Below are 20,748 nucleotides of genomic sequence, written 5' to 3'. Positions count from 1 at the left end.
GTCGGCCTCAGGGAGAAAAAACATGCCAACGTTGTCAAACCTCAATATCGGCACGCGGCTGGCCGCCGCATTTGCCGTCGTCATCGCCATGCTGCTGCTGGTGCTCGCCGTCGCCGTCTCGGTGCTGAACCGCACCAGCGGGACGATGGACCGGGTGGTCGAGGACCGCTACGGGCAGATCGCCGTCAGCGACGACATCAAGAATGTCGGCGACCAGGGCGTGATCGTGATCGGGCGCCTGCTCATGGCCACCGACCCCGCGCAGGCCAAGCGCTACATGGACGACTACGCCGCCGTGCGCGCCGCCAACACGGAGAACTTCGCGAAGTTCGAGAAGATGCTCAGCACCGACGAGGCCAAGGCCATCTTCGCCGAGCAGTCGGAAGCCCGGAAGGTCTACGGTGCCGCGGTGCGCAAGCTCTTCGATCTGGTCGCCGCCGGACAGCGCGAACAGGCGATGGCCGTCTACCAGGGCGAGATGGCGCAGTCGCAGGTCCGCTACTACGCGCTGATCGACAAGATGGTCGACTACCAGGCCAAGGCCATGGCGGACGACGTCGTCAGGGCCAAGGAGGATGCGCGCCAGTCCAAGCTGTGGATGACGCTGGTGGCCGCGATCGCCGTGGTGCTGGGCGTGGTGACCGGCATCAGCATCACGCGCTCGATCACGCAGCGCATCCATGGTGCGATCCAGCTCGCCGAGGATGTGGCCAGGGGCGACCTCACCCTGCGTCCGATGCCGCAGAGCACCGATGAAATCGGGCGGCTCATCGGGGCGCTGCAGCACATGGTGCGCAGCCTGCATCGCATCGTCTCGGAAGTCCGGCAGGGCGCGGACACCATTTCCGCCGCGGCGAAGGAGGTCGCGCAGGGCAACGCCGATCTCTCGGCGCGCACCGAGGCGCAGGCCAGCGCGCTGCAACAGACGGCCTCCGCGATGGAGCAGTTGACCGCGGCGGTCCGCATGAGCGCCGACAACGCCGATCAGGCCAACGCCAGCGCCGCGTCGGCATCGGAAGTGGCCAGCGCCGGCGGGAAGGCGGTGGGCGAGGTGGTCGCGACGATGAGCGCCATCTCCGCGTCCTCGCAGCGCATCGGCGAGATCATCGGCACGATCGACGGCATCGCCTTCCAGACCAACATCCTCGCGTTGAACGCGGCGGTGGAGGCGGCGCGCGCCGGCGAGCACGGCCGCGGTTTCGCGGTGGTGGCGTCGGAGGTGCGCGCGCTCGCGCAGCGCTCGGCCGGCGCGGCCAAGGAGATCAAGTCGCTGATCGTCGAATCGACCGAGCAGGTCGGGGCCGGGGGACGGCTGGTCGAGCAGGCCGGGCAGACGATGTCGCAGGTCGTCTCCGGCATCCGCCAGGTCAGCGGCGTCGTCGCGGAGATCAGCGCCTCCAGCCGCGAGCAGAGCATGGGCATCGAGCAGGTCAACGCGGCCATCATCCAGATGGACGACACCACGCAGAAGAACGCCGCGATGGTCGAGCAGAGCACCGCATCGGCCAAGGCGCTGCAGGATGAGGCGGCGCATCTGAACAACGCGGTGCGGGCCTTTGTACTTTGACGGCCGCTGGCCCTCACCCCCGCCCTCTCCCGCAAGCGGGAGAGGGAGCAAGAGGAGCCAGTGCCGCGAGTCGATCCGGTCAGACTCCCTCTCCCGCTTGCGGGAGAGGGCAGGGGTGAGGGCCGGGGTCGTCGCAACTCACCAGGGAGTTTCAAATGAACGACCGCATCCACGACGACGCACCTGCGGGTGGGTCGACCACGCGCTGGCGACCCGAGGTGCTCGCCTTCATCGAAGCGCATCGCCGCGACGGCCATCGCAGCGCGCGGCTGGATCCGCTCGGCGTTTCGCGCCCGGCGGATCCGACGCTGCTTGACCCGCAGCGCTTCGGGTTGAACCCCGGCGACTGGCTCTCGCCGCGCGGCACGCCGCTGTGGAGCGCGCGCACCGTCGCCGATCTCGACCGCACGCTCAAGGCGATCTACTGCGGCGGTCTGGCGCTCGATGCCAGCGCGGTGCGCGACGCGTCGCGGCGCGACTGGCTGCACCATGCGATGGAGTCCGCGCCACCGGGCGCGGGCGGCGCCACCGAGCGCCTCGCGCTGCTGGACCGTCTGATCCGCGCGCAGGGCTGGGAGGAGCACGTCGCGCAGGCCTTTCCCCATGCGAAGCGCTTCTCCCTGGAAGGCAACGAGACCCTGATCCCGCTGCTGGACGCGCTCTGCGAGGAAGCGGCGGGCCACGGCGTGCGGCGCATCTTCCTCGGCATGCCGCACCGCGGCCGCGTCAACGTGCTGGTCAACCTGATGGGCTTTCCGCCCGCGCGCGTGCTCGACTTCTTCGATCCGAAGTCGCCGCATCCCGAGCTGCACACCGACCTCATCTACCACCTCGGCGGCGAGCGCGAGCTCGACACGCCGCAGGGGCGCCTCACGCTCACGCTGGCGCACAACCCCTCGCACCTCCAGAGCGTGCATCCGGTGCTCACCGGCCTGGCGCGTGCGTGCCAGGACGCGCTCAGCCGCGAGCGCGCGGACCAGGACGGACGCCGCCTTGTGCTCCCGCTGATGCTGCATGGCGACGCGGCCTTCGCGGGGCAGGGCGTCGTGATGGAGACCCTGATGCTAGGCGGCAAGCCGGGCTACACCGTCGGCGGCACGGTGCACGTGATCATCAACAACCAGGTCGGCTTCACCGAGCCCAACCCGATGAGCGCCTGGCCGGCGCACTACTGCACCGACGTCACGCGCATGGTCGACGCGCCGGTCCTGCGCGTGAACGCGGACGAGCCCGAGCAGGCCCTGCGCGCCGCCGCGATCGCGCTCGCCTGGCGCGCGCGCTTCGGCTCCGACATCGTCATCGATCTCATCGGCTACCGCCGCCTCGGCCATTCGGAAAGCGACGTCCCCGCGCTCACGCGGCCGCGCATCCACGCGCTCATGCAGACGCATCCGACCATCGTCGACCGCTACGCCGCCGCGCTGCGCGCCGAGCGCGTCCTGCCGCCGGACACCGACATGGCCTCGCACGTGACGCACAGCCGCGTGCGGGCGCACCAGGCGTTCTCCGATCCGGCGATGCCGGTGACGGATGACGTGCCCTCGCCGCTGCGTCGTCCGGGCGAAGTGCCCCCGCTGGACGTCGCCGGACTGCAGTCGCTGGTCGACCCGATGACGCGGCTCCCCGAAGGCTTCGAGCCGCACACGATGGTGCGCACGCTGACCGATCACTGGCGGCGGATGGCGGGGCTGGCCGATCCGCCGCTGCGCGCGGACTGGTGCTTCGCCGAGAACCTCGCCTACGCGACGATCCTTCGCGGCGGGCTCAACGTGCGCATCTCCGGCATGGACGTGCGACGCGGCACCTTCCTGCATCGGCAGGCGGTGTGGACCTCACAGACGACCCCGCTGGCCGGCTCGGTGGGCGAGGGCGTCCCCACCGATTTCGTGCCGCTGCGGCAGATCGGCGGCAATGACACCGGTGGACGGGGCGGCGGGCCGGGTGACGCCGGGCGCGGGCGTTTCGACATCTTCAACTCACCGCTGTCCGAGGAAGCGGTGCTCGGTTTCGAATACGGCTACAGCGTCGGCGCGACGCGCACGCTCACGGTGTGGGAGGCGCAGTTCGGCGACTTCGTCAACGGCGCGCAGGTCTTCGTCGACCAGTTCATCAGTTCGGGCGAGGAGAAGTGGGGCGACACCTCCTCGCTGGTGATGCTGCTGCCGCATGGCAACGAGGGTATCGGGCCCGATCACTCGAGCGGCTACCTCAGCCGCTTCCTGCAGCTGTGCGGCGAGGACAACCTGCGCGTGGCCTGCCCGTCGACGGCGGCGCAGTGGTTCCACCTGCTGCGCCGGCAGGCCTTCGACACCTTGCGCAAGCCCCTGGTCGTGATGTCGCCGAAGGGCACGCTGTATCACGAGAAGGCGTCGCACGCGGAGATCGCGGACCTCACGACGGGCAGCTTCCAGCCGGTGATCGACGACGCCACCGTCGAACGTCCGTCGCAGATCGAGCGGCTGCTGCTGTGCAGCGGCAAGGTGCATCACGACCTGGATCGCGGGCGTCGTTCGGTGGCGAGGGCGGACCTGGCGCTGGCCCGCGTCGAGCAGTTCTATCCCTTCCCCGCGGAAGAACTGACGGCACTCTTCGCGCGCTACCCGGCGCTCGTCGAGATCACCTGGGTCCAGGAGGAGCATCGGCAACAGGGTGCCTGGACCTTCATCCGCGAGCAGATGGACGCGGTCCTGCCGCGGCATGTGCAGCTGCGCTGCGTGGCGCGCCGCGCGAACGGATCCGGCGCCACGTCATCGCACGCGATCCATCAACTGGAGCAGGTTGACCTTGTGGCCCGCGCACTGGGCGAGGCCTGACCCGCAGTCAGAAAGTCCCAAGGCCCATGGTCAGCGGGTGCTGGTGGGGCCGGAATGGGGCTTGGGGTCCCTGGAGGGGCGCCCCATGCCCCGTGGAGTGCCCGCGCCAGGCCGGGCGACGTCGGGCGGTCTCCCTCATTGCCCCAGCGAGTCGGTTCTCCGCCGGCTCGACCCGCTCCCGCGGCCTTGAGCCTGCGGCCGTCCGAGCTGGATGATCTCGATCGCGTGGCAGGCGGCTTCAGCGGCGTAGTTGAGCGCCTCGTTCTCCGTCGCCCAGGCGGAGTCGGTCGCCGGATGGACGACATCGTCGACGCCGGCCGCCGAGCGCTGCTGATCTTGCGCCGAGGGCAGCTGCTCCCCGAAGGCATCGTTGGCCGCCGGGGTGTCGGGCGCGCCGGGATCGGGCGCGTCGCTCCGGCGCCGGCCGGTATCCAGCAGCTGGTAGTGGCCGACGAAGGCGCCAGCCGGGGTGGGCGTCGATTCGACGCGGTAGGTGACGCCTCGGTACTGTCCATCGCGTTGCATGCGGGTTCTCCCTGGTCTGCGATGTTGCGAAACCGGCAATTGCCACGCCCGGCGGAGCGGCACTATGTCGCGCCGATGAAGGACGCGTCCGCGATCCGGCGGACGGCACCGGTGTCATGACGGACGGCGTCCGGTGGTGCTTCGCACTTGTGACAACATCCACGACTTCAGCCCTGATTTCGACTGCCGATCTTGGATGCCCTGCTCGCCCGCCTGACCTCGACGGTCCCCGTCGCCCGCAACCTCGAACAGCTGACCCGTCCGCTGCTGGACATGCTGGGCACGGTCACCGGACTGGAATCGACCTACCTCACGACCATCGACCTGCGGGCCGGGGAGCAGCACGTGCTGCTGGCCCGCAACGCCGGCACGATGACCATCCCGGAAGGCCTGACGGTCGCGTGGACGGACACGCTGTGCAAGCGCGCGCTCGACGCCGGCCGCATGGCCACCAGCGACGTGGCGGCGTGCTGGGGCGATTCGGACGCGGCGCGCCAGCTCGGCATCCAGACCTATGTGAGCGCGCCCATCCGCGACGACGGCGGCGAGCTGCTGGGCACCCTGTGCGCGGCGAGCGCGGACCGTCGTTCGATCAGTCCGGAGTCGCAGTCGCTGCTGCGCCTGTTCTCGTCGCTGGTGAGCCAGTTCCTGCAGCGCGAACGGCTGGTGGCCGATCTCCGCGCCGCCAACGAGCAGTTGGCGACCTACGCCCTGACCGATGCGCTGACCGGATTGCCGAACCGCCGCGCGCTGTTCGACGAATTGCAGCGCGAGCTGCAGCGCGCGACCCGGGACGGCACCTGCGTGCTGCTGGGCTGCATCGACCTGGACGGCTTCAAGTCGGTCAACGACCAGCTCGGCCACCATCGCGGCGACCTGTTCCTGCGCGAGATCGCGCAGCGCCTGTCGCTGGAGCTGCGCGGCTCCGACATGCTGGCCCGCGTCGGCGGGGACGAGTTCATCGTCGTCGGTCCGGGCGTGAGCCTGGGCGGACTGCCGCGCTCGCAGGGCCCGCTGGTGGATCGCGGCGAACCGGCCCAGGCCGCCCGCGTGCTGGAACACCGCGCCGCGCTGGCCAGCGTCGGACGCTTCGACCTCGACGGTCATGCGCTGCAGTACGCGGGCGCGAGCGTCGGCGTCGTGGCGCTCGATCCGGCCGGGCTGAGCGTCGAGCAGGCGCTGCATCTGGCCGATCAGCGCATGTACGACGTCAAGCGGGCGCGCCGCCGGAGCATCGAGATGCCGGCGATGGTGACGCAGGCCGCGGACTGATCCGCCGGGTCGATCGGCCCGGCCGCATCGGCGGCCCCATCGACGCGAGGGCGTCCCTCAGTACCGATCAGCGCGGACGCGCGAGCAGCACCTTCTCGATGAGCAGATCGACATCCACCGGCTTGGCCAGGTGGTCGTCGAAGCCGGCGGCGATGGCCGCGTCGCGGTCCTGCAGCGTGGCCAGTCCCGTCAACGCCACGGCAAACATCGGCGTCGAGGTACCGAGCGCCCGTTCACGCGCCCGCAGCTGGCGCACCAGCGAATAGCCGTCCGCGCCGGGCATCGCCACGTCGCTGATCAGCACGTGCGGCGGATGCTCGGACGCCGCGGCGACCTGTTCCCAGCCCTGCTCGACCGACCCCGCCGCGCGCACTTCCGCGCCGGCCAGTTCCAGCAGATGCCGCAGCGCGTCCAACGCATGCGGATCGTCGTCCACCAGCAGCACGCGCAGGCCGACTAGGTCGTCGACGGTGGTCTCGCGCGGCGCCGTCTCAGGCGTGTCCGACACCAGTTCCACCGCCGGGAAGCGCACCGTCAGGCGCGTGCCGCGGCCCTCGCCGTCGCTGTGCGCCGTGACCGTGCCGCCGTGCGCCAGCACCAGGTGGCGCACGATGGACAGCCCCAGGCCGAGGCCGCCGTATTCGCGCGTGCGGCTGATGTCGGCCTGCGTGAAGCGGTCGAACAGGCGCGGCAGCAGCTCCACCGCGACGCCGATGCCGTTGTCGACGACGGCCAGCTCGATGGTCGGTCCGATGCGGGTCAGCGACACGGTGATGCGGCCGTCAGTCGGCGTGAACTTCAGGGCGTTGCCGACGAGGTTGGCCACGATCTGCTGCATCCGGCGCTGGTCGCCCTGGATGCGGTGCGGCTGCTGGAGGCCGGTGCCGCTCAGCGTCAATCCCTTGGCCTCGGCGGCGGGCTGCAGTCCGTCCACGACGGCGCGCACGCAGGCCGAGAGGTCCAGCGGGCGCATCTCCAGCGTCAGGTGGCCGGACGCGATGCGCGACACGTCCAGCAGGTCGTCGATCAGCTGCGCCTGCGCCTGGCAGTGCTTGAGGATGGTGGCGATGGCGCGCGTCGCGGTCGCCTCGCCGAGGGTGCCGCGTTCCTGGGACTGCTTCAGCACCGAGGCCCAGCCGGAGATCACGTTCAGCGGCGCGCGCAGCTCGTGCGAGACCATGCCGAGGAAGTCGTCCTTGGCGGTGTTGGCGCGCTCCGCGTCGTCGCGCGCGTGCTGCGCCGATTCGAGCGCGCAGCGCAGTTCGTGGATGTCCTGGAAGGCGATCACCGCGCCGTCGATGCGCTCGTCCGCGGTCCGGTAGGCCCGCACGTTGATCAGCCACCAGCGGCCCTCGGTGTCCTGGTGTTCGTGCTCCACCGGCGCCAGGCCTTGCACGGCGGTCTGCACCAGCTGCTCCAGCTGCCCGACGGCGAAGCGCGAGGTGACGTTCACCGCCGGCTGGCCGATCGCCTGGCCCAGCGCCGCGGGATCCAGCCCGAACAGCTGCGCCACCTGCGGCGACGCATGCCGCAGCCGCAGCTGGCGGTCCAGCACCACGACCGGCAGCGGGATGCCCTCGACGAGGTTGCTGAGGTCGTCGTTGGCGAGGTCCAGCTCGTCGTTGCGCGACTTGAGCTCCTCGTTCAGCGAGAGCAGCTCCTGGTTCGCCGATTCGAGCTCCTGCTTCGCGCTCTGCAGCTCTTCGTTGGCGCTCTGCAGTTCCTCGTTGGTGCTGAGCATCTCCTCGTTGGCGGTGCGCAGTTCCTCATTGGCCGATTCGAATTCGACGACCAGCGTGCGCAGCTGCGCCTGGGTCGCCTCGAGTTCATCGGACAGGGTCGTGACGGTGCGCTCGAGCTCGTCGACGCGCGCGCGGGCGCCGCTGGGCGAGAACGGCGGCGTGGACAGGGCCGAGGTGGCGTCGGCGGCCGGCTCATCCGGTTGCGGCGCCAGCGTCACCAGGAAGTGCTGCGGCGCCTCGCCGGCTTCCAGCGGCAGGACCTCCAGCACGTAGCGGCGGTCGTTGAAGGCGACGCGCTCGCGCCGCACCGGTTGCCCGGTGCGCTTGGCCTCGACCAGCGCCGTGCGCACGGGGACGTTGAGCGCCGGGTCCAGCAGGCGCGGCAGCGCGAGCGTGGCCTCGCCGCTGGCCGGGGCGATGAAGGCGGAGACGTCGCCGCGGAACTGCACCACCTCGCCCGCCTGGCTGACGACGAATCCCGGCGGCACGTAGCGCGCGAGCGCGACGCGGTTGGCGGCTTCGCTGACCAGGTCCGGCGGCGGCGCCTGCGGCACGCGCGGCGCGTTGCCGTCGCTGGCCCAGGGGCGAAGCGCGTCGATCGGGAACAGCGGCCGGTGGCGGCGCGAGTTCGGCAGCTTGCGGTACAGGTGCGGCGCGCCGGCGTGCTCGAAACCGTCGGCGACCGAGGCCGCTTCCGCGCGGCCCAGCAGCATGAAGCCGTCGTTGCGGCAGGCGTAGTGCAGCACCTCGAAGACATGCTGCTGCGCTTCCTTGCGCAGGTAGATCAGCATGTTGCGGCAGCTGATCAGGCCCATGCCCGAGAAGGGCGCGTGCGTCAGCAGGTTGTGGCGCGCGAACACGCACATCTCGCGCAGGTCCTTGGCGACGAGGTAGCCGCCGGAGCTCGGCACGAAGGCGGTGTCGCGGAAGGGCTGCGGCACGTTCTCCAGCGCCGCGGCGGTGTAGCGGCCGGCGCGGGCGGTCTCGATCGAGGCCTCGTTCAGGTCGGTGCCGAAGATCTGCACGCGGCGGTGGATGCCCTCGGCGTTCATCGCCTCCTTGAGCAGCATCGCGATCGTGTAGACCTCTTCGCCGCTGGAGCAGGCGGGCACCCAGATGCGGATCGGGTCGTGGCGCAGCGCCAGCAGCTTGGGCAGCACGACCTGGCGCAGCACGTTGACGAACTCCGCGTCGCGGAAGAACGCGGTGACGCCGATCAGCACGTCGTCGCGCAGCGACGCGGCCTCGTAGGGATCGGTGCGCAGGAACTGCAGGTAGGCGCCGACGTCGCGGTCCTTCTGCAGCAGCACGCGGCGCAGGAAGCGGCGGCGCAGGTTGACGTCCTTGACGTAGCCCAGGTTGACGCCGGCCTTCTGCTGGACGATCGCCAGCGCGGTCTCCAGCGCGTCGACATCCTGCGCTTCGCTGGCGGAGCCGGGCAGGTCGCTCTCGTGGTGGGGCTGGCCGAAGCGGCGCAGCAGCGCGGCGGGGATCTCCTCCGGGGGCAGGACCTCGTCCACCAGGCCGGTGTTGATCGCCGCGACCGGCATGCCGTCGTGCGCGGCGGTGTTGGGCGCCTGCGCGAGCGCGAAGCCGCCGGTGGCCTTCAGGTCGACGAGGCCGCCCGCGCCGTCCTGGCCGGTGCCCGACAGGATGACGACCGCGCCGTCGAGGTCGGGGTCCTGCGCCAGCGAGGCCAGGAAGGCGTCGATCGGCAGGTGCAGCCCGGGCGTGCGGCGGGTGAGGCGGAAGTGGCCGTCCAGCGCCATGACGCCGCAGTTCTCCGGCATCACGTAGACGTGGCCGTGCCGGACCTTGGTGAGGTGTTCCAGGCGCTCCACCGGAAGCGTGGTGCGGTCGCGCAGGACCTCGGGCAGCTTGGTTTCCTCGTTGGGGTCGAGGTGGGTGATGACCAGCACCGCGAAGCCCGGTTCGTTCGGTAGCGCACCAAGCACGGTGCCGAGCGCATCGATGCTGCCCGCCGATCCGCCGAGCACCACCACCCGCAAGGGCAACCGCTCCTCTGTGTCCACCCGCTGTCCCGTCGTTTTGATTGGAAAACTGCGGCGCAGTCTACCCCCGCCGGATGACCGGTCCGGCGCGGGGACTCTGGCCGCCGCGAAGGTCGCCGAGGGGATACTGCGACGCGCCGCGCGTCATCGCCCGCCCTGCCGCCGCCACCGCCGCCCCCATCGCCACTACCCCCCGCCGCCGCCATGTCTTCGTCGACGTCCACCACGCCCTGGCAACACACGCACGTCTTCGACGAGGGCAATCCGCTTGCCGCCCGCAACACGCGCTGGGCCGTGCTGCTGACGGCGCTGATGATGGTCGCGGAGATCATCGGCGGCTACGTCTTCAACTCGATGGCGCTGCTGGCCGACGGCTGGCACATGAGCTCGCACGCGGTCGCGCTGGGCGTGTCGCTGCTGGCCTACGGCGCCGCGCGGCGCTGGGCCAGGGACGGGCGCTTCGCCTTCGGCACGTGGAAGATCGAGATCCTCGGCGGCTACAGCAGCGCGCTGCTGCTGGTCGGCGTCGCGGGGCTGATGCTGTGGCAGTCGATCGAACGGCTGATCGCGCCGACGCCCATCCACTACGACGAGGCGATCGCGGTCGCGGCGATCGGTCTTCTCGTGAACCTCGCGTGCGCCTGGCTGCTGCGCGGCGAGCATCACCATCACGGACATGACCATGGGCACGGACACGACCACGGTCATGGTCACGGGCATGGACATGAACACGGTCACGCGCACGGTCACGCGCAGGGGCATGCGCAGGCTCAAGGCCATGACGACCTGAACCTCCGCGCCGCCTACATGCATGTGCTGGCCGACGCGGCGACCTCGGTGCTCGCGATCGTGGCGCTGCTGGGCGGCCGCCTGTGGGGCGCGGACTGGCTGGATCCCGTGATGGGCATCGCCGGTGCGGTGCTGGTGGCGGTCTGGGCGCGCGGGCTGCTGCGCGACACCGGCCGCGTGCTGCTGGACGCCGAGATGGACGCGCCGGTCGTCGACGAGATCCGCGAGGTCATCGCGGCGGCGCCGTGGCCGGCGACGATCGCCGACCTGCACGTATGGCGCGTCGGTCGCGCGCAGTACGCCTGCATCGTCTCCCTGGTCACCGACAGCCCCGAGGCAATACCTGACGACGTCCGCCGCCTGCTGGCCGTCCACGAGGAACTTGTTCACGTGACCGTCGAGATCAACCGCCCCGACCGGGCGACTGTCTGATCCGCGCCGCGGACCTCGGCGGACGCGCTCCGGCGCGCCGCCACAATCGCGGCCCATGAAAACCAACTACCTCCTCGCCGCCATCCTGGTCAGCAGCCTGATCGGCGCCTTCGTGGCCAACCGTTCGATGAAGACCGCCTGCGCGGTGGTCTCCGGCGCGATCGCGCTGTACGCGCTGCTGCGCCAGGTGATCTGAGCCTGCGCCATCACATTCATCAGATCGAAATGATCGATCTGATGAATGGCGCCGAGGTGTCAGGCCGCTGACCGCCTGGCTGTCGACCGTGGCCTTTCGTCACACCCCCTCCGACATCCCCCCGAGTCCACCCTATGGTGGGATGGCACTTGGGCCGACCCCCGCTGATAGTGGGAACTCGTCAGGAGAGGACCATGCGACAACGATTCGCGCCAGCCGCCGGAGAACCCGGTCACCCTTTCAGCAAGGCCATGCAGCTCATCCTGCGGCAGACCGAGGTGCTGCTGCAGCGGCGCATTCCCTTCAGCCCGTCCGGCTGGCCGATCGAGGACCCGCCCGCGCTGGAAGGCCTCGAGGTCACCGAGTCCACCTGGGACGAATGGACCGAGGCGATGGCGCATCAGAGCCGCGGCGCGTGATTCGCCCATCCTGCGCGTTGATCGCCCGGGGCCATGGCGCACTGGCGCGAACTTGAGCCGGTGAAGCGGCGAAGACACCCGCCAGTTGATCCTCCTCGGTGATGCAGTTCACCGAGTCCGCGACGACCGCTGCCTTGGTCGCGCTCATTGCGGCATGCCGGGAGGTGGCCGCGGCGAAGAATCCGTTCACCCCAACGAACGAGAGCGCTTCGCCATGCACGTCAAGTCCAACGCTTCTTCGTCGCCGACGGCCCACGTCGGCGCCCCCGCGTCCGCAGGCCCGGCCAAGGCCGCCAAGGCCAACAACGGCGGCGCGCCCGATTTCACCAGGATGCTGAACGACGCGAAGGCCGCTGCGCCGGCCTCCGCGACGACGGCACCGATGGCCGCCACGCCGGCGGCTGCCGCCCCGTCGACCGCAGCGCCCGCGACGCTGTCGCTCGACACGGCCTCGCTGGCCGCGCGCGGCTGATCGCCGCCGGGAGCCTTCCTTGAGCAGCGTGCCCCTCCTGTCCAGCCTGGTCGCGCTGGCGACGTCCTCCGACGGCTCGCACGAGAGCGGCCGCGCCGCGTCGTCGGGCGGATCCTCAGGGTCCTCGCGGGGATCCGGACCCCGCCTGACGCTCGGGCCCGTGCTCGGCGTGACGGCCACCATCAGCGCCAAGGGCCTGCAGGCGCTGGCGGGCGACGCGGTGGATGCCGTCGAGACCGTCGCCGATGTCGTCACCGACACGGTCGGCGACGTCGCCGGCGGCGTCGGCAACGTGCTCGGCAATGTCATCGGCTACGGCGTGATGGCCGCGCTCGGCGGCGGCGCCGTGCTCGATGAACTCGTGTGAGGGTCAGGTCATGCGCAAGGCGTTCACGGCGCTCATCGTGGCCGTCGCGGTCATCACGCTGACGGGCCTGGGCGGCTGCGCGCTGAGTCCGGTGCCTGCCTGGGAACTGCTCAAGGGCGCCGGCACCGCGACGTCGACGGCGCTGGCGACCGCCGCGCCGGCCAAGGCCAGCAACACGGTCCACCACGGCGACGCGCCGGTGAGGACCCTGTGCATCGAGTTCAACCGCAACGCGCCGCTGGAGGACCTGGTCCCGGCGATGCAGGCGGAGCTGAAGGGGCAGGGCGTCGAGAGCCGGGTGTACGAGCCCGGCACCGGCCTGCAGCAATGCGATGTGTGGCTGCGCTACGTCGCGACCATCGAATGGGGCGTGCCGCCGCTGGCCAGCGGCTACCGCGCCAACCTCAGCGCCGCGTCGCTGAGCCTGCACCGGGCGGACGGGACGCTGCTGTCGACCAGCAGCTACGTCGCCGAGGAGAACTTCGGCCTGGCCCGCTGGGCCGGGACGCGCAACAAGATCGCGCCGGTGGTGAAGGCGCTGATCACCGGCTTCCAGAGCTGAGGGAGAGGGATGTGATGTCGACAGAAGAATCCCGCCGCGCGAGCGCGCAGGCAAAGGCGGCGGCAGGAACGCCGGCAAGGGCGACGATGCCCGTGTTCATCGGACTCGTCGCGCTGGGCGCCCTGGGCGCGCTCGGCGGATGCGCCGGCACGCCGCCCACGGTGGCCGGTCCGATGATGGTGACGCCGCCGCAGGCGCCGATGTACATCGAGCGGCCCAGCAACGGCGCGATCTACCAGACGACCATGTCGCCGACCTCGCTCTTCTCGAGCGAGCGGCGCCCGAGCGCGATCGGCGACACCTTGAAGGTGGACATCCAGGAGACGCTGAAGGCGAGCCAGAAGCAGACGACCGACACGAACCGCGACAACAAGCTCGCGGTGCACGGGCCGGGCGGGCAGAGCAAGATCGGCGCGGTGGAGCGGCTGCTCAACATCGACGCGACGGCCGCGGGCAGCGATTCGTTCAAGGGCTCGGGCACGACGGAGACGGACAACAGCTTCGTCACGCAGATGGCGGTGAGCGTGATCAACGTGCTGCCCAACGGCAACCTGCTGGTGGCCGGCGAGCGCAACGTGGGCCTGAACAAGGGCGTGAACACACTGCGCTTCTCGGGGATCGTGAATCCCCGGGACATCCGCCTGGGCAACCTCGTGTCGTCGCGCGACGTCGTGAACGCGAGCCTGGAAAGCGTCGCGCAGGGCGACGTCTCGGAGGCCTCGTCGCGCAGCTGGCTGCAGCGCGTGCTGGCGAGGAGCCTGTCCATCTGGTGATCCGCCGACCGCCGCGCGGTCAACGGGGCTGACTGCAGCGCGGTCGACCCGAAACCGCAAAGCGCAAAGCGCAAACCGGCCCGGCGCCACGGGGCTTATCCATCGATCGGCGTCCGCGGTCCGCTTCTATAACCCACGATTCGCCGTCATGGCATTCGCGACGTTCCGCAGTCGAGGCGGAGGGCGGAGCCTTGTCCGGCGGACCTTATGCAGAACACATCATGAGCACGAGAGGGACGCGGACGCCGACGCACGACGGCGCACCGGACACGACGAGCGACGACTGGCTGGCAGACGGCCAGATCCGGACGTATCGGCGCGGCCAGAAGATCATCGAGGCCGGCACGCCGCTGGCCGAGTGGATCGCGATCAGCGGCGGGGCGGCCTTCCTCGCGGCGAAGGTCGCGGCGGACACGCGGGTGGCCGTGGCGGCGCTGTGGCTGGGCGACGTGATCGGGGCGGATTCGCCGCTGGGCAAGCTGGCTGCGCGCTACGACGTGACGGCGCTGGTCGATGTGACAACCATCCACATCCCGATGCCTCGGATGAAGGATACGAAGGCGCCGGATCGCGATGCGGCGACGGGCGAGCTGTACGCGGCGACCGCGTCGCGGCTGCAGGACCAGATCACGATGCGGCTGGCCGGCAACGGCTTCCAGCGGCTGATCAGCGTGCTCGCGACGCTGGCGGCGGCGCTGAGCAGTTCGCAGCGCGCAGGCACGGCGGGCAACAGCCTGGCGCTGCCGGTGTCGCAGGCCTGCATCGGGCAGCTGTCAGGGCTGTCGCGCCGGCAGACGTGGATCTACCTGGGCCAGCTCGCCGAGCGGGGATGGAGCCGGACCTCGCGCACCAAGGTCACGCTTGAGGGCCTGAACGCGTGGCTGAGCCTGATGGGCGAGGTCGAGTCGCGCGGGCTCGACTGCATAGCGACGGTGGATCAGTGCGACATGACCTTGTCGCAGCTGGCCAGCGCGAGGACGTCGCTGAAGTGATCACCGGGTCGGGGTCAGGTCTTTTCGAACCTGATCTCCGCCGCCTTCTTCGCTTCCATCTTCGGCCCGAAGCTGTTGAGGTTGCGCAGGATCAGCGTGTGGTGGTCGATGATCTGCGGCGCCGTGAGGTCGCCGTAGGCGATCGTCGTGTGGCCGTCCTCGACCAGCGTGACGTCGTAGCCCGAGCTCAACGCGCGGCGCGTCGAGGTGTCGACGCAGAAGTCGCTCTGGGCGCCGCAGATGGCGAGGTGCGTCACTCCGAAGCCCTTCAGCACCGCGTCCAGATCGGTCTTGTGGAACGAGTCCGGCGAGGTCTTGAACACGCGCCGGTCGTCCGGCTTCACGTGCAGGCGATCGTCGATCTGCCAGCCCTCGCTGCCGTGGCGCAGCGGCTCGTAGCCGTCTTCCTCGTGCTGGACGAAGACCACGGGCGTGCCGCTGTCGCGCGCCTTCGCGATCAAACCGTTGATGCGACCGATCACGGCGTCGACGTCGTGGCAGGCGTATTCGCCGACGCAGAGCGCGCGTTGCAGATCGATGATGAGCAGGGCAGTGGTCATGGCATTAGAGCGACTGGGCGACGAAGTTCACAGCATACGAGGAACGCGGCCGAAGGTCCTTTGGCGCAGTTCGAGCTGCCATGTTTGAGTCATTGTGAATGTAAGCATTTTTGTTTACTCTCCTTCCGTGTTCCCAGGTATTTCCCAGCTTTCCTGTCGCTCGGCTGACAGAGCTCCCCACGATGGGGGCGTTCCGGTTTTGAGGGGGGAAGAATCGCCTCAAACGAGCTCTGGATCTTCAGACTGCCAACCTCTTCTCAGGGGTTGGGCGATGAAGGTCAGTGAGTTTCGGCGGTGGCTGCAGGCGCAGGGTGCGACCTTCGTGGAAGGTGCGCGTCATACCAAGGTCTATCTTGGCGGACGACAGAGCGTGATCTCTCGCCATCCGTCGGATGAGATTCCTGAAGGAACGAGGTGCGTGATCCTCAGGCACCTCGGATTGAAGCGAAAGTGAGGTCAGACATGTTGTTGAGCTTTCCCGCCCGAATCACTCCCGATGGAAGTGGTTTCATGGTCCAGTTCCCGGACATTCCGGAAGCCACGACTTGTGGTGCTACGTACCAGGACGCTCTCGACATGGGGGCGGACGCGTTGGCCACAGCGATGGACTTCTATTTCGAAGACAAGCGACCGGTACCGCCACCGTCGAGGTTGAAGCGGGGGCAGGTCTTGATCGACCTGCCGCCGAGCATCGGTGCGAAGGTGCTCCTGTTGAACGAGATGCTGGCGCAGGGCACTCGAAACGCGGATCTGGCCCGACGCATGAACGTTCGTCCGCAAGACGTGAGTCGACTGACGGATCTCAGTCATCCGACGAAGATCGATACGATCGCCGCAGCATTGAAGGCGCTGGGCAAGCGACTGGAACTGAGTCTGGCCGACGCCTGCTGAGGCATCCGCTGGTTCCTCAGAACTTGTAGTTCAACACCACCCGCATCGCGCGGTTGTCGCCGCGGATGTTGTTGGGCTTGTCCAGGTTGAGGTTGTCGCCGCCCAGGCGGTTGGGTGTGACCCCCGCCTGCGGCGCGTTGCCGATCCAGTCGTCGAAGCCGCCGTAGTTGTCGGCGCCGAGCACGTTCAGCACGTCCAGCCGCAGTGCGACCTGGTGGATGCCGTACTTGAAGGCCTTGCCGATGCTGATGTCGACCTGACGGAAGCTCGGCGAATCGCCCTCGACCAGGAAGCACTGCGGCGTGCCGCCGATGCAGTTCGTCAGGCGTCGCGGGAAGCCGCTCGCATACGTGCCCTTGGCCGAGAAGGTCAGCCCCCACGGCAGCAGCTTGTCCGTCATGAAGGCGCCGACCAGGCGGTGCCTGTCGACCAGCGTGCTCGGATTCCAGCCGCGGCCCGCGCGGCCGTAGGTCCAGTCGAAGGTGTCGTTGCTCCACTGCAGGTTGGTGGTCTTTGCGTCGCTGTAGGTGTAGGCGAGCGTCGCCGTCCAGCCGGAAGATTCCGAGTACGGCTTCTCTGCCTTCACGAACACCGAGTCGGTGCGCGTGCGCCCGATCGAGTCGCCCAGCACCACCTGCCCGAAGCCGTTCGGGCCGCCCCACAGCGGATCGATGGACGACTGCTGCGCGAAACCGCCGTCGGCGTCGCGGTTGCCGCTGAACCAGACGAACTGGTTCTTCGCCTCGACGCGGCTGAGTGCGATCTCGCCGTTCCAGGTCGCGGTCAGCGCCTGCCGCAGCCCGATGCTGAACTGGTCCGCGTAGGGCATCTTCAAGTCGTTGCGGATCAACCAGATCTCACCGCCGGGCGACTGGTTCTTCTGCAGCTCGTCCAGGGCGTGGTTCGCCATCGTGCGGTCGTAGCTGCGGCCGTAGCCGCCGAAGACCACCGTGTTCCGATTGCCGAAGACGTCGTAGGAGAAGCCGACGCGCGGCGCGATCGCGTTCTTGAACGCCTTGCGCGAGTTGCCGCTGCTGATGTACTGCGACACGTCGATGCCGCCCTTGGCCAGCGACTGCGCGTAGGTCTGGCCCGTCGGCGGTGCGATGCCGTAGCGCGTCACGTCCGGCGCCAGCAGCGCCGCGATGCGGTCGGCCGGCGTCGCGTACGCGTTGTTGAGCATGTTGTCCTCGTAGTCCCAGCGGACACCGAGGTTGAGCTCGAGCTTCCGGGTCAGGCTCCAGTCGTCCTGGAGGTAAAGCCCCCACTGCTTGTTCTTGAAGCTGGCGCCCGAGGGCGCCGCCGCGCGGCGGATGTTGCACTGGTCGCTGGTGCTGCCGTTGTTGGAGACGTTGGTGCCCGTGCAGTTCACGCCGTCCCAGTAGGGCAGGCCGGTGACGTTGTCGATCAGCACGTCGACGCCGTCGACCGAGTTGGCCGTGCCGCTCAGGTCGTAGCGCATGCTCTTGAGCTTCACGCCGCCCTTGAGCACGTGGCCGTCGAATCCGGTGTAGGTCAGTTCCTCCGAGACGAAGGTGCCGCGCTGCTTGCGCCGCTGCGCATCGGGCGAGCCGCCGTCGAGGATCACGTCCTGCGACGAGGTCAGCACCTGCGGCGAGGCCGTCGAGACCTTGTAGCGGACCAGCGCCGTGTCCGACGCCGACTTCGGATTCCACAGGTAGTCCTCGTAGCCGATGCGCGCCTCGCTCAGCCAGTCGTCGCGCGACCACTCGTGCTTCAGGTCGATGCGCGTCTCGTCGTTGCGGCGCTCCTTGTCGTTGCCGGGCAGCGAGAGGTTGCGGTCCTCCGCGATGCGGTCGGTCTCGCGCCGCAGCCGCGCGCTGAGGGTCAGGCGGTGCTCGTCGTTGAGCTGCGCGTCGAGCTTGCCGAAGAACAGGTCCTCGTGGAACGGATCGACCTGGCTGCCGCGCCGCGACAGCAGGTCCGGCACGATGCCGGCGTTGGGCAGTTTCTCGAAGTTCTGTCCGGCGATCTGGCGCGAGTCCTCGATGCGCTTCGCGTCGTAGGCGACGAAGAAATGCAGCTTGTCCTTGACGATCGGGCCGCCGACGCTGCCGCCGTATTCGTACTTCTCGGACGACGGACGCGCGATGCCCTGGGATTCGCGCTCCTTCTCGAGCGAGTTCTTGGATCGCCAGTTCGTGCCGGTGCGGTCGCCGTAGATCTCGCCGTGGAATTCGTTGGTGCCGGACTTCGTCACCGCCGTGATCGCGGCGCTGCTGACCTGATCGAACTCGGCCTTGTAGTTCTGCGTCAGCACCTTGTATTCGGAGATCGCCGACTGCGGGAACGGGTTGCCGCGCGTGTCCGACTGGCCGCTGACGCCGCCGCGCAGGATGTTGTTCTTCTGGCCCACGCCGTCGATGAAGACATTGAGGTGGTCGAAGTCCTGCGCGCCCGATTGCACGCGGCTCAGGCCGCTGGAATCGGTGGAGAACGCGACGCCCGGCGCGAGGTCCGCCGCGCTGAGGAAGTTGCGCGTCGTCTGCGGCAGCGCTTCGATCATCCGCTGCGACACGACCGTGCCGAGCTGCGAATCCTTGACGCCTTGCCGGCTGGCGTTGCCGGCCACGGTCACCGTGCCGAGCTGGATCGCGCCCGCGGTGTCCGGGGCCGGTGCCTCGCCCAGGTCGAGCGAGGCGCTCTCGCCCACGGACAGCGTGATGCGTTCGGTCCTGATCGGCTTGCCGTCGGCCGCGGCGACGCTGACGACGTATTCACCGGGTGCCAGGCCGATCAGCGCGTACCGGCCGTCGGCGCGGGTGCTGGTGCGGTAGCGGGCACCGTTGGCGCTGTTGACGGCGGTGATCGACAGGCCGCCGGGCTGGACGCCGGCCGGCGCGTTGACGAGGCCGCGCACGGTCGCGCGGCTCACCTGCGCGTGCGCGGAAGTGGCGACGCCGGCGGCGAGTGCGACGGCAACGGCCAGCGCAAGCGCCGGCCGGACGGAGGAGGAGGAGGAGCGGGAAGCGGTCATCGACCACGGACGCGGGGCGCGCATCGGCCGCGCGTCAGGTGGACGGGCCGGCCTTGGCGCGGCGCATCTGCGCGGCGAAGACCTGTTCCATCGTTTTCTTTTCGGGGAGCACGTAGACGATGCCCCCTTGCTTGCCGAAGGTCGGCCAGAGTGTCTGCTCGAAGAATTTCACCGGCATGTTGATGCAGCCGAAGCTGATGCGGTTGTCCTTGGGCGTCGGCGAGGCCAGGCGCTCCAGTCGACGTTCCGCGGGGTTGGTCGGGCGCACGCGGTGCATGGACACGGCGGCCTCGTAATCGACCCAGAGCACGTCCTCGTGCCCCGAGTTCTTGCCGGGCTGCGCGACGAAACGGCCGGCCGGCGTCGTGCGCTCGGAGGGCTTCACCTCGGCGATGGGTCGCAGGCCGATGCCTGCGACGCTGTCGTCGCCGGCGGCGTAGCCGAGCAGCACCGGCGTGGTCGCCTGGAGCTTGCCGTCGGCGTTGAACACCAGGACCTGCGCCTGGCGCTTGTCGAGGATCGCGAACGGGCGTCCGTTGTGATCCCAGCCCGCCATCACCCATTGGGCGAGCTGGCGAGCCTGCTTGGAAACCTTGGTCTTGCCGAAGTCGGCCGTGCCGGTCCGCAACACTGGTGCGGTGGCCTGGGCGACCGGCTGGACCGGTGCGGAAGGGGTGTGTCGGGCCACGACGGGCGGAGCCGGTCGCAGTTGCTTCATCAGGAAGGTCGCCGCCGGCCAGGCCAGCAGCGCGCCGGCCAGACCCAGCGCCAGTCCCTGCGCCGCCCATCCCGCGCGTTCCCGCAGGTGTTCAGGGATCCATCCCGACACCGGCCTGCGAGGCTTGGGTGGCGGCGGATCGCTGAAGAAGTACCCGCTGGAGGCGCGCAGCATGGTGGGCTTTCAGGGAGAGGCTAGTGCCGGGCGTGGCGGTGCGGACTCACCGATCAGTTGCGGTCGGCGCGGGGAGCCGGCGTGCCGGCGCTGGTCGGCTCAGCCGGCAGCGGGTCTTGCGTGGCCGGCTGCTGGTTCTGCCACTGGTCCGTGGACGAGGGCTGGGTCTGCTGCGACTGCGCTTCAGGCGTGGTCTGCTGCTGCTGCGTGGTGGCCTGGTTCGACTGGTCGGCCGGCGTCATGGTCTGCTGGTCGGCAGGTGCCTGCTGTTCAGTCTGCGTGGCAGGGTACTGTTCCTGCGTGGCTTGCGTCGGGGCGGCCTCGGTCGAGTTCTCGACCTGCGCATAGGCCAGGCCCAGCACGCTGGCGAAGGCGGTCAGGGCGACGGCACCGGTGACGAGGGATTTGGTTGCGTTCATGTGGTCTCTCCTTTGGGCTTGAGGGACCGATCGGTGGAGATCGGTTAGGACCAAC

Annotated in this window: 18 protein-coding genes; 12 read left to right on the top strand and 6 right to left on the bottom strand. The window is 69.4% G+C overall.

Annotated elements, in window-relative coordinates; all coding sequences use genetic code 11:
* Window positions 1–22: 22 nt before the first annotated feature.
* Together ABE85_RS28800 and ABE85_RS18795 are read left to right on the top strand one after the other, a co-directional pair.
* Complete coding sequence (locus ABE85_RS28800) at window positions 23–1,567, top strand: methyl-accepting chemotaxis protein (protein ID WP_082938745.1); 1,545 nt, start codon at window positions 23–25, stop codon at window positions 1,565–1,567.
* A 155-nt stretch (window positions 1,568–1,722) separates the two neighbouring features.
* The gene (locus tag ABE85_RS18795) at window positions 1,723–4,380 is read left to right on the top strand and encodes a 2-oxoglutarate dehydrogenase E1 component (protein WP_067278039.1); all 2,658 of its coding nucleotides are present in this window, start codon (window positions 1,723–1,725) and stop codon (window positions 4,378–4,380) included.
* A 135-nt stretch (window positions 4,381–4,515) separates the two neighbouring features.
* Here the strand turns inward: ABE85_RS18795 and ABE85_RS18790 are convergent, their stop codons facing one another.
* Complete coding sequence (locus tag ABE85_RS18790) at window positions 4,516–4,905, bottom strand: hypothetical protein (protein WP_067278037.1); 390 nt, start codon at window positions 4,903–4,905, stop codon at window positions 4,516–4,518.
* Between the two features lie 192 nt (window positions 4,906–5,097).
* Here ABE85_RS18790 and ABE85_RS18785 point away from each other — a divergent pair, with 192 nt between their 5' ends.
* Window positions 5,098–6,177 carry a sensor domain-containing diguanylate cyclase gene (locus tag ABE85_RS18785; RefSeq protein WP_067278034.1) on the top strand — a complete coding sequence of 360 codons (1,080 nt, stop codon included), beginning with the start codon at window positions 5,098–5,100 and terminating at the stop codon, window positions 6,175–6,177.
* Between the two features lie 67 nt (window positions 6,178–6,244).
* On the opposite strand, the gene ABE85_RS27055 is transcribed toward ABE85_RS18785, so the two are convergent.
* Complete coding sequence (locus ABE85_RS27055; RefSeq protein WP_082938744.1) at window positions 6,245–9,952, bottom strand: CheR family methyltransferase; 3,708 nt, start codon at window positions 9,950–9,952, stop codon at window positions 6,245–6,247.
* Window positions 9,953–10,135: 183 nt separating this feature from the next.
* Here ABE85_RS27055 and dmeF point away from each other — a divergent pair, with 183 nt between their 5' ends.
* From dmeF to ABE85_RS18750, 8 genes are all read left to right on the top strand, one after another.
* Window positions 10,136–11,152: a CDF family Co(II)/Ni(II) efflux transporter DmeF gene (gene dmeF, locus ABE85_RS18775; RefSeq protein WP_067278032.1), complete on the top strand. Its 1,017-nt coding sequence runs from the start codon at window positions 10,136–10,138 to the stop codon at window positions 11,150–11,152.
* A 55-nt stretch (window positions 11,153–11,207) separates the two neighbouring features.
* Window positions 11,208–11,348 carry a hypothetical protein gene (locus tag ABE85_RS27700; protein WP_157522617.1) on the top strand — a complete coding sequence of 47 codons (141 nt, stop codon included), beginning with the start codon at window positions 11,208–11,210 and terminating at the stop codon, window positions 11,346–11,348.
* A gap of 194 nt (window positions 11,349–11,542) precedes the next feature.
* Window positions 11,543–11,767, top strand: a complete 225-nt coding sequence (locus tag ABE85_RS27695) for a hypothetical protein (RefSeq protein WP_157522614.1) — start codon at window positions 11,543–11,545, stop codon at window positions 11,765–11,767.
* Between the two features lie 214 nt (window positions 11,768–11,981).
* Complete coding sequence (locus ABE85_RS18770) at window positions 11,982–12,239, top strand: hypothetical protein (RefSeq protein WP_067278030.1); 258 nt, start codon at window positions 11,982–11,984, stop codon at window positions 12,237–12,239.
* 19 nt (window positions 12,240–12,258) lie between these two features.
* On the top strand, window positions 12,259–12,606 hold the full coding sequence (locus ABE85_RS18765; RefSeq protein ID WP_067278026.1) for a hypothetical protein: 348 nt from the start codon (window positions 12,259–12,261) through the stop codon (window positions 12,604–12,606).
* Window positions 12,607–12,616: 10 nt separating this feature from the next.
* Complete coding sequence (locus tag ABE85_RS18760; RefSeq protein ID WP_067278023.1) at window positions 12,617–13,168, top strand: hypothetical protein; 552 nt, start codon at window positions 12,617–12,619, stop codon at window positions 13,166–13,168.
* A 14-nt stretch (window positions 13,169–13,182) separates the two neighbouring features.
* Window positions 13,183–13,941, top strand: a complete 759-nt coding sequence (locus ABE85_RS18755; protein ID WP_231993129.1) for a flagellar basal body L-ring protein FlgH — start codon at window positions 13,183–13,185, stop codon at window positions 13,939–13,941.
* Window positions 13,942–14,162: 221 nt separating this feature from the next.
* The gene (locus ABE85_RS18750; RefSeq protein WP_067278020.1) at window positions 14,163–14,933 is read left to right on the top strand and encodes a Crp/Fnr family transcriptional regulator; all 771 of its coding nucleotides are present in this window, start codon (window positions 14,163–14,165) and stop codon (window positions 14,931–14,933) included.
* A gap of 14 nt (window positions 14,934–14,947) precedes the next feature.
* On the opposite strand, the gene ABE85_RS18745 is transcribed toward ABE85_RS18750, so the two are convergent.
* Window positions 14,948–15,493, bottom strand: coding sequence for a cysteine hydrolase family protein (locus ABE85_RS18745; protein WP_067278016.1), 546 nt, complete (start codon window positions 15,491–15,493; stop codon window positions 14,948–14,950).
* Between the two features lie 465 nt (window positions 15,494–15,958).
* Between ABE85_RS18745 and ABE85_RS18740 the strand changes: the two genes are divergently transcribed.
* Window positions 15,959–16,384, top strand: a complete 426-nt coding sequence (locus tag ABE85_RS18740) for a type II toxin-antitoxin system HicB family antitoxin (protein ID WP_067283118.1) — start codon at window positions 15,959–15,961, stop codon at window positions 16,382–16,384.
* Window positions 16,385–16,400: 16 nt separating this feature from the next.
* On the opposite strand, the gene ABE85_RS18735 is transcribed toward ABE85_RS18740, so the two are convergent.
* The 3 genes from ABE85_RS18735 to ABE85_RS18725 are packed head-to-tail and all read right to left on the bottom strand — an operon-like array spanning window position 16,401 to window position 20,693.
* On the bottom strand, window positions 16,401–19,382 hold the full coding sequence (locus ABE85_RS18735; RefSeq protein ID WP_197507069.1) for a TonB-dependent receptor: 2,982 nt from the start codon (window positions 19,380–19,382) through the stop codon (window positions 16,401–16,403).
* A 34-nt stretch (window positions 19,383–19,416) separates the two neighbouring features.
* Window positions 19,417–20,274: a hypothetical protein gene (locus ABE85_RS18730; protein WP_231993128.1), complete on the bottom strand. Its 858-nt coding sequence runs from the start codon at window positions 20,272–20,274 to the stop codon at window positions 19,417–19,419.
* Between the two features lie 53 nt (window positions 20,275–20,327).
* Complete coding sequence (locus ABE85_RS18725; RefSeq protein WP_067278009.1) at window positions 20,328–20,693, bottom strand: hypothetical protein; 366 nt, start codon at window positions 20,691–20,693, stop codon at window positions 20,328–20,330.
* Window positions 20,694–20,748: the final 55 nt, after the last annotated feature.

It is taken from the genome of Mitsuaria sp. 7, from assembly GCF_001653795.1.
In the GTDB taxonomy this organism is placed as follows: Bacteria; Pseudomonadota; Gammaproteobacteria; order Burkholderiales; family Burkholderiaceae_C; genus Roseateles.
The sequence above is the reverse complement of the archived record's forward strand: the minus strand, read 5'-3'. Positions and strand labels throughout refer to the sequence as shown.

Coding starts and splice junctions, on each gene's coding strand:
- ABE85_RS28800 (WP_082938745.1), top strand. CDS start 23: ATGCCAACGTTGTCAAACCTCAATATCGGCACGCGGCTGGCCGCCGCA.
- ABE85_RS18795 (WP_067278039.1), top strand. CDS start 1,723: ATGAACGACCGCATCCACGACGACGCACCTGCGGGTGGGTCGACCACG.
- ABE85_RS18790 (WP_067278037.1), bottom strand. CDS start 4,905: ATGCAACGCGATGGACAGTACCGAGGCGTCACCTACCGCGTCGAATCG.
- dmeF (WP_067278032.1), top strand. CDS start 10,136: ATGTCTTCGTCGACGTCCACCACGCCCTGGCAACACACGCACGTCTTC.
- ABE85_RS27700 (WP_157522617.1), top strand. CDS start 11,208: ATGAAAACCAACTACCTCCTCGCCGCCATCCTGGTCAGCAGCCTGATC.
- ABE85_RS27695 (WP_157522614.1), top strand. CDS start 11,543: ATGCGACAACGATTCGCGCCAGCCGCCGGAGAACCCGGTCACCCTTTC.
- ABE85_RS18770 (WP_067278030.1), top strand. CDS start 11,982: ATGCACGTCAAGTCCAACGCTTCTTCGTCGCCGACGGCCCACGTCGGC.
- ABE85_RS18760 (WP_067278023.1), top strand. CDS start 12,617: ATGCGCAAGGCGTTCACGGCGCTCATCGTGGCCGTCGCGGTCATCACG.
- ABE85_RS18755 (WP_231993129.1), top strand. CDS start 13,183: ATGTCGACAGAAGAATCCCGCCGCGCGAGCGCGCAGGCAAAGGCGGCG.
- ABE85_RS18750 (WP_067278020.1), top strand. CDS start 14,163: ATGAGCACGAGAGGGACGCGGACGCCGACGCACGACGGCGCACCGGAC.
- ABE85_RS18745 (WP_067278016.1), bottom strand. CDS start 15,493: ATGACCACTGCCCTGCTCATCATCGATCTGCAACGCGCGCTCTGCGTC.
- ABE85_RS18735 (WP_197507069.1), bottom strand. CDS start 19,382: ATGACCGCTTCCCGCTCCTCCTCCTCCTCCGTCCGGCCGGCGCTTGCG.
- ABE85_RS18730 (WP_231993128.1), bottom strand. CDS start 20,274: ATGCTGCGCGCCTCCAGCGGGTACTTCTTCAGCGATCCGCCGCCACCC.
- ABE85_RS18725 (WP_067278009.1), bottom strand. CDS start 20,693: ATGAACGCAACCAAATCCCTCGTCACCGGTGCCGTCGCCCTGACCGCC.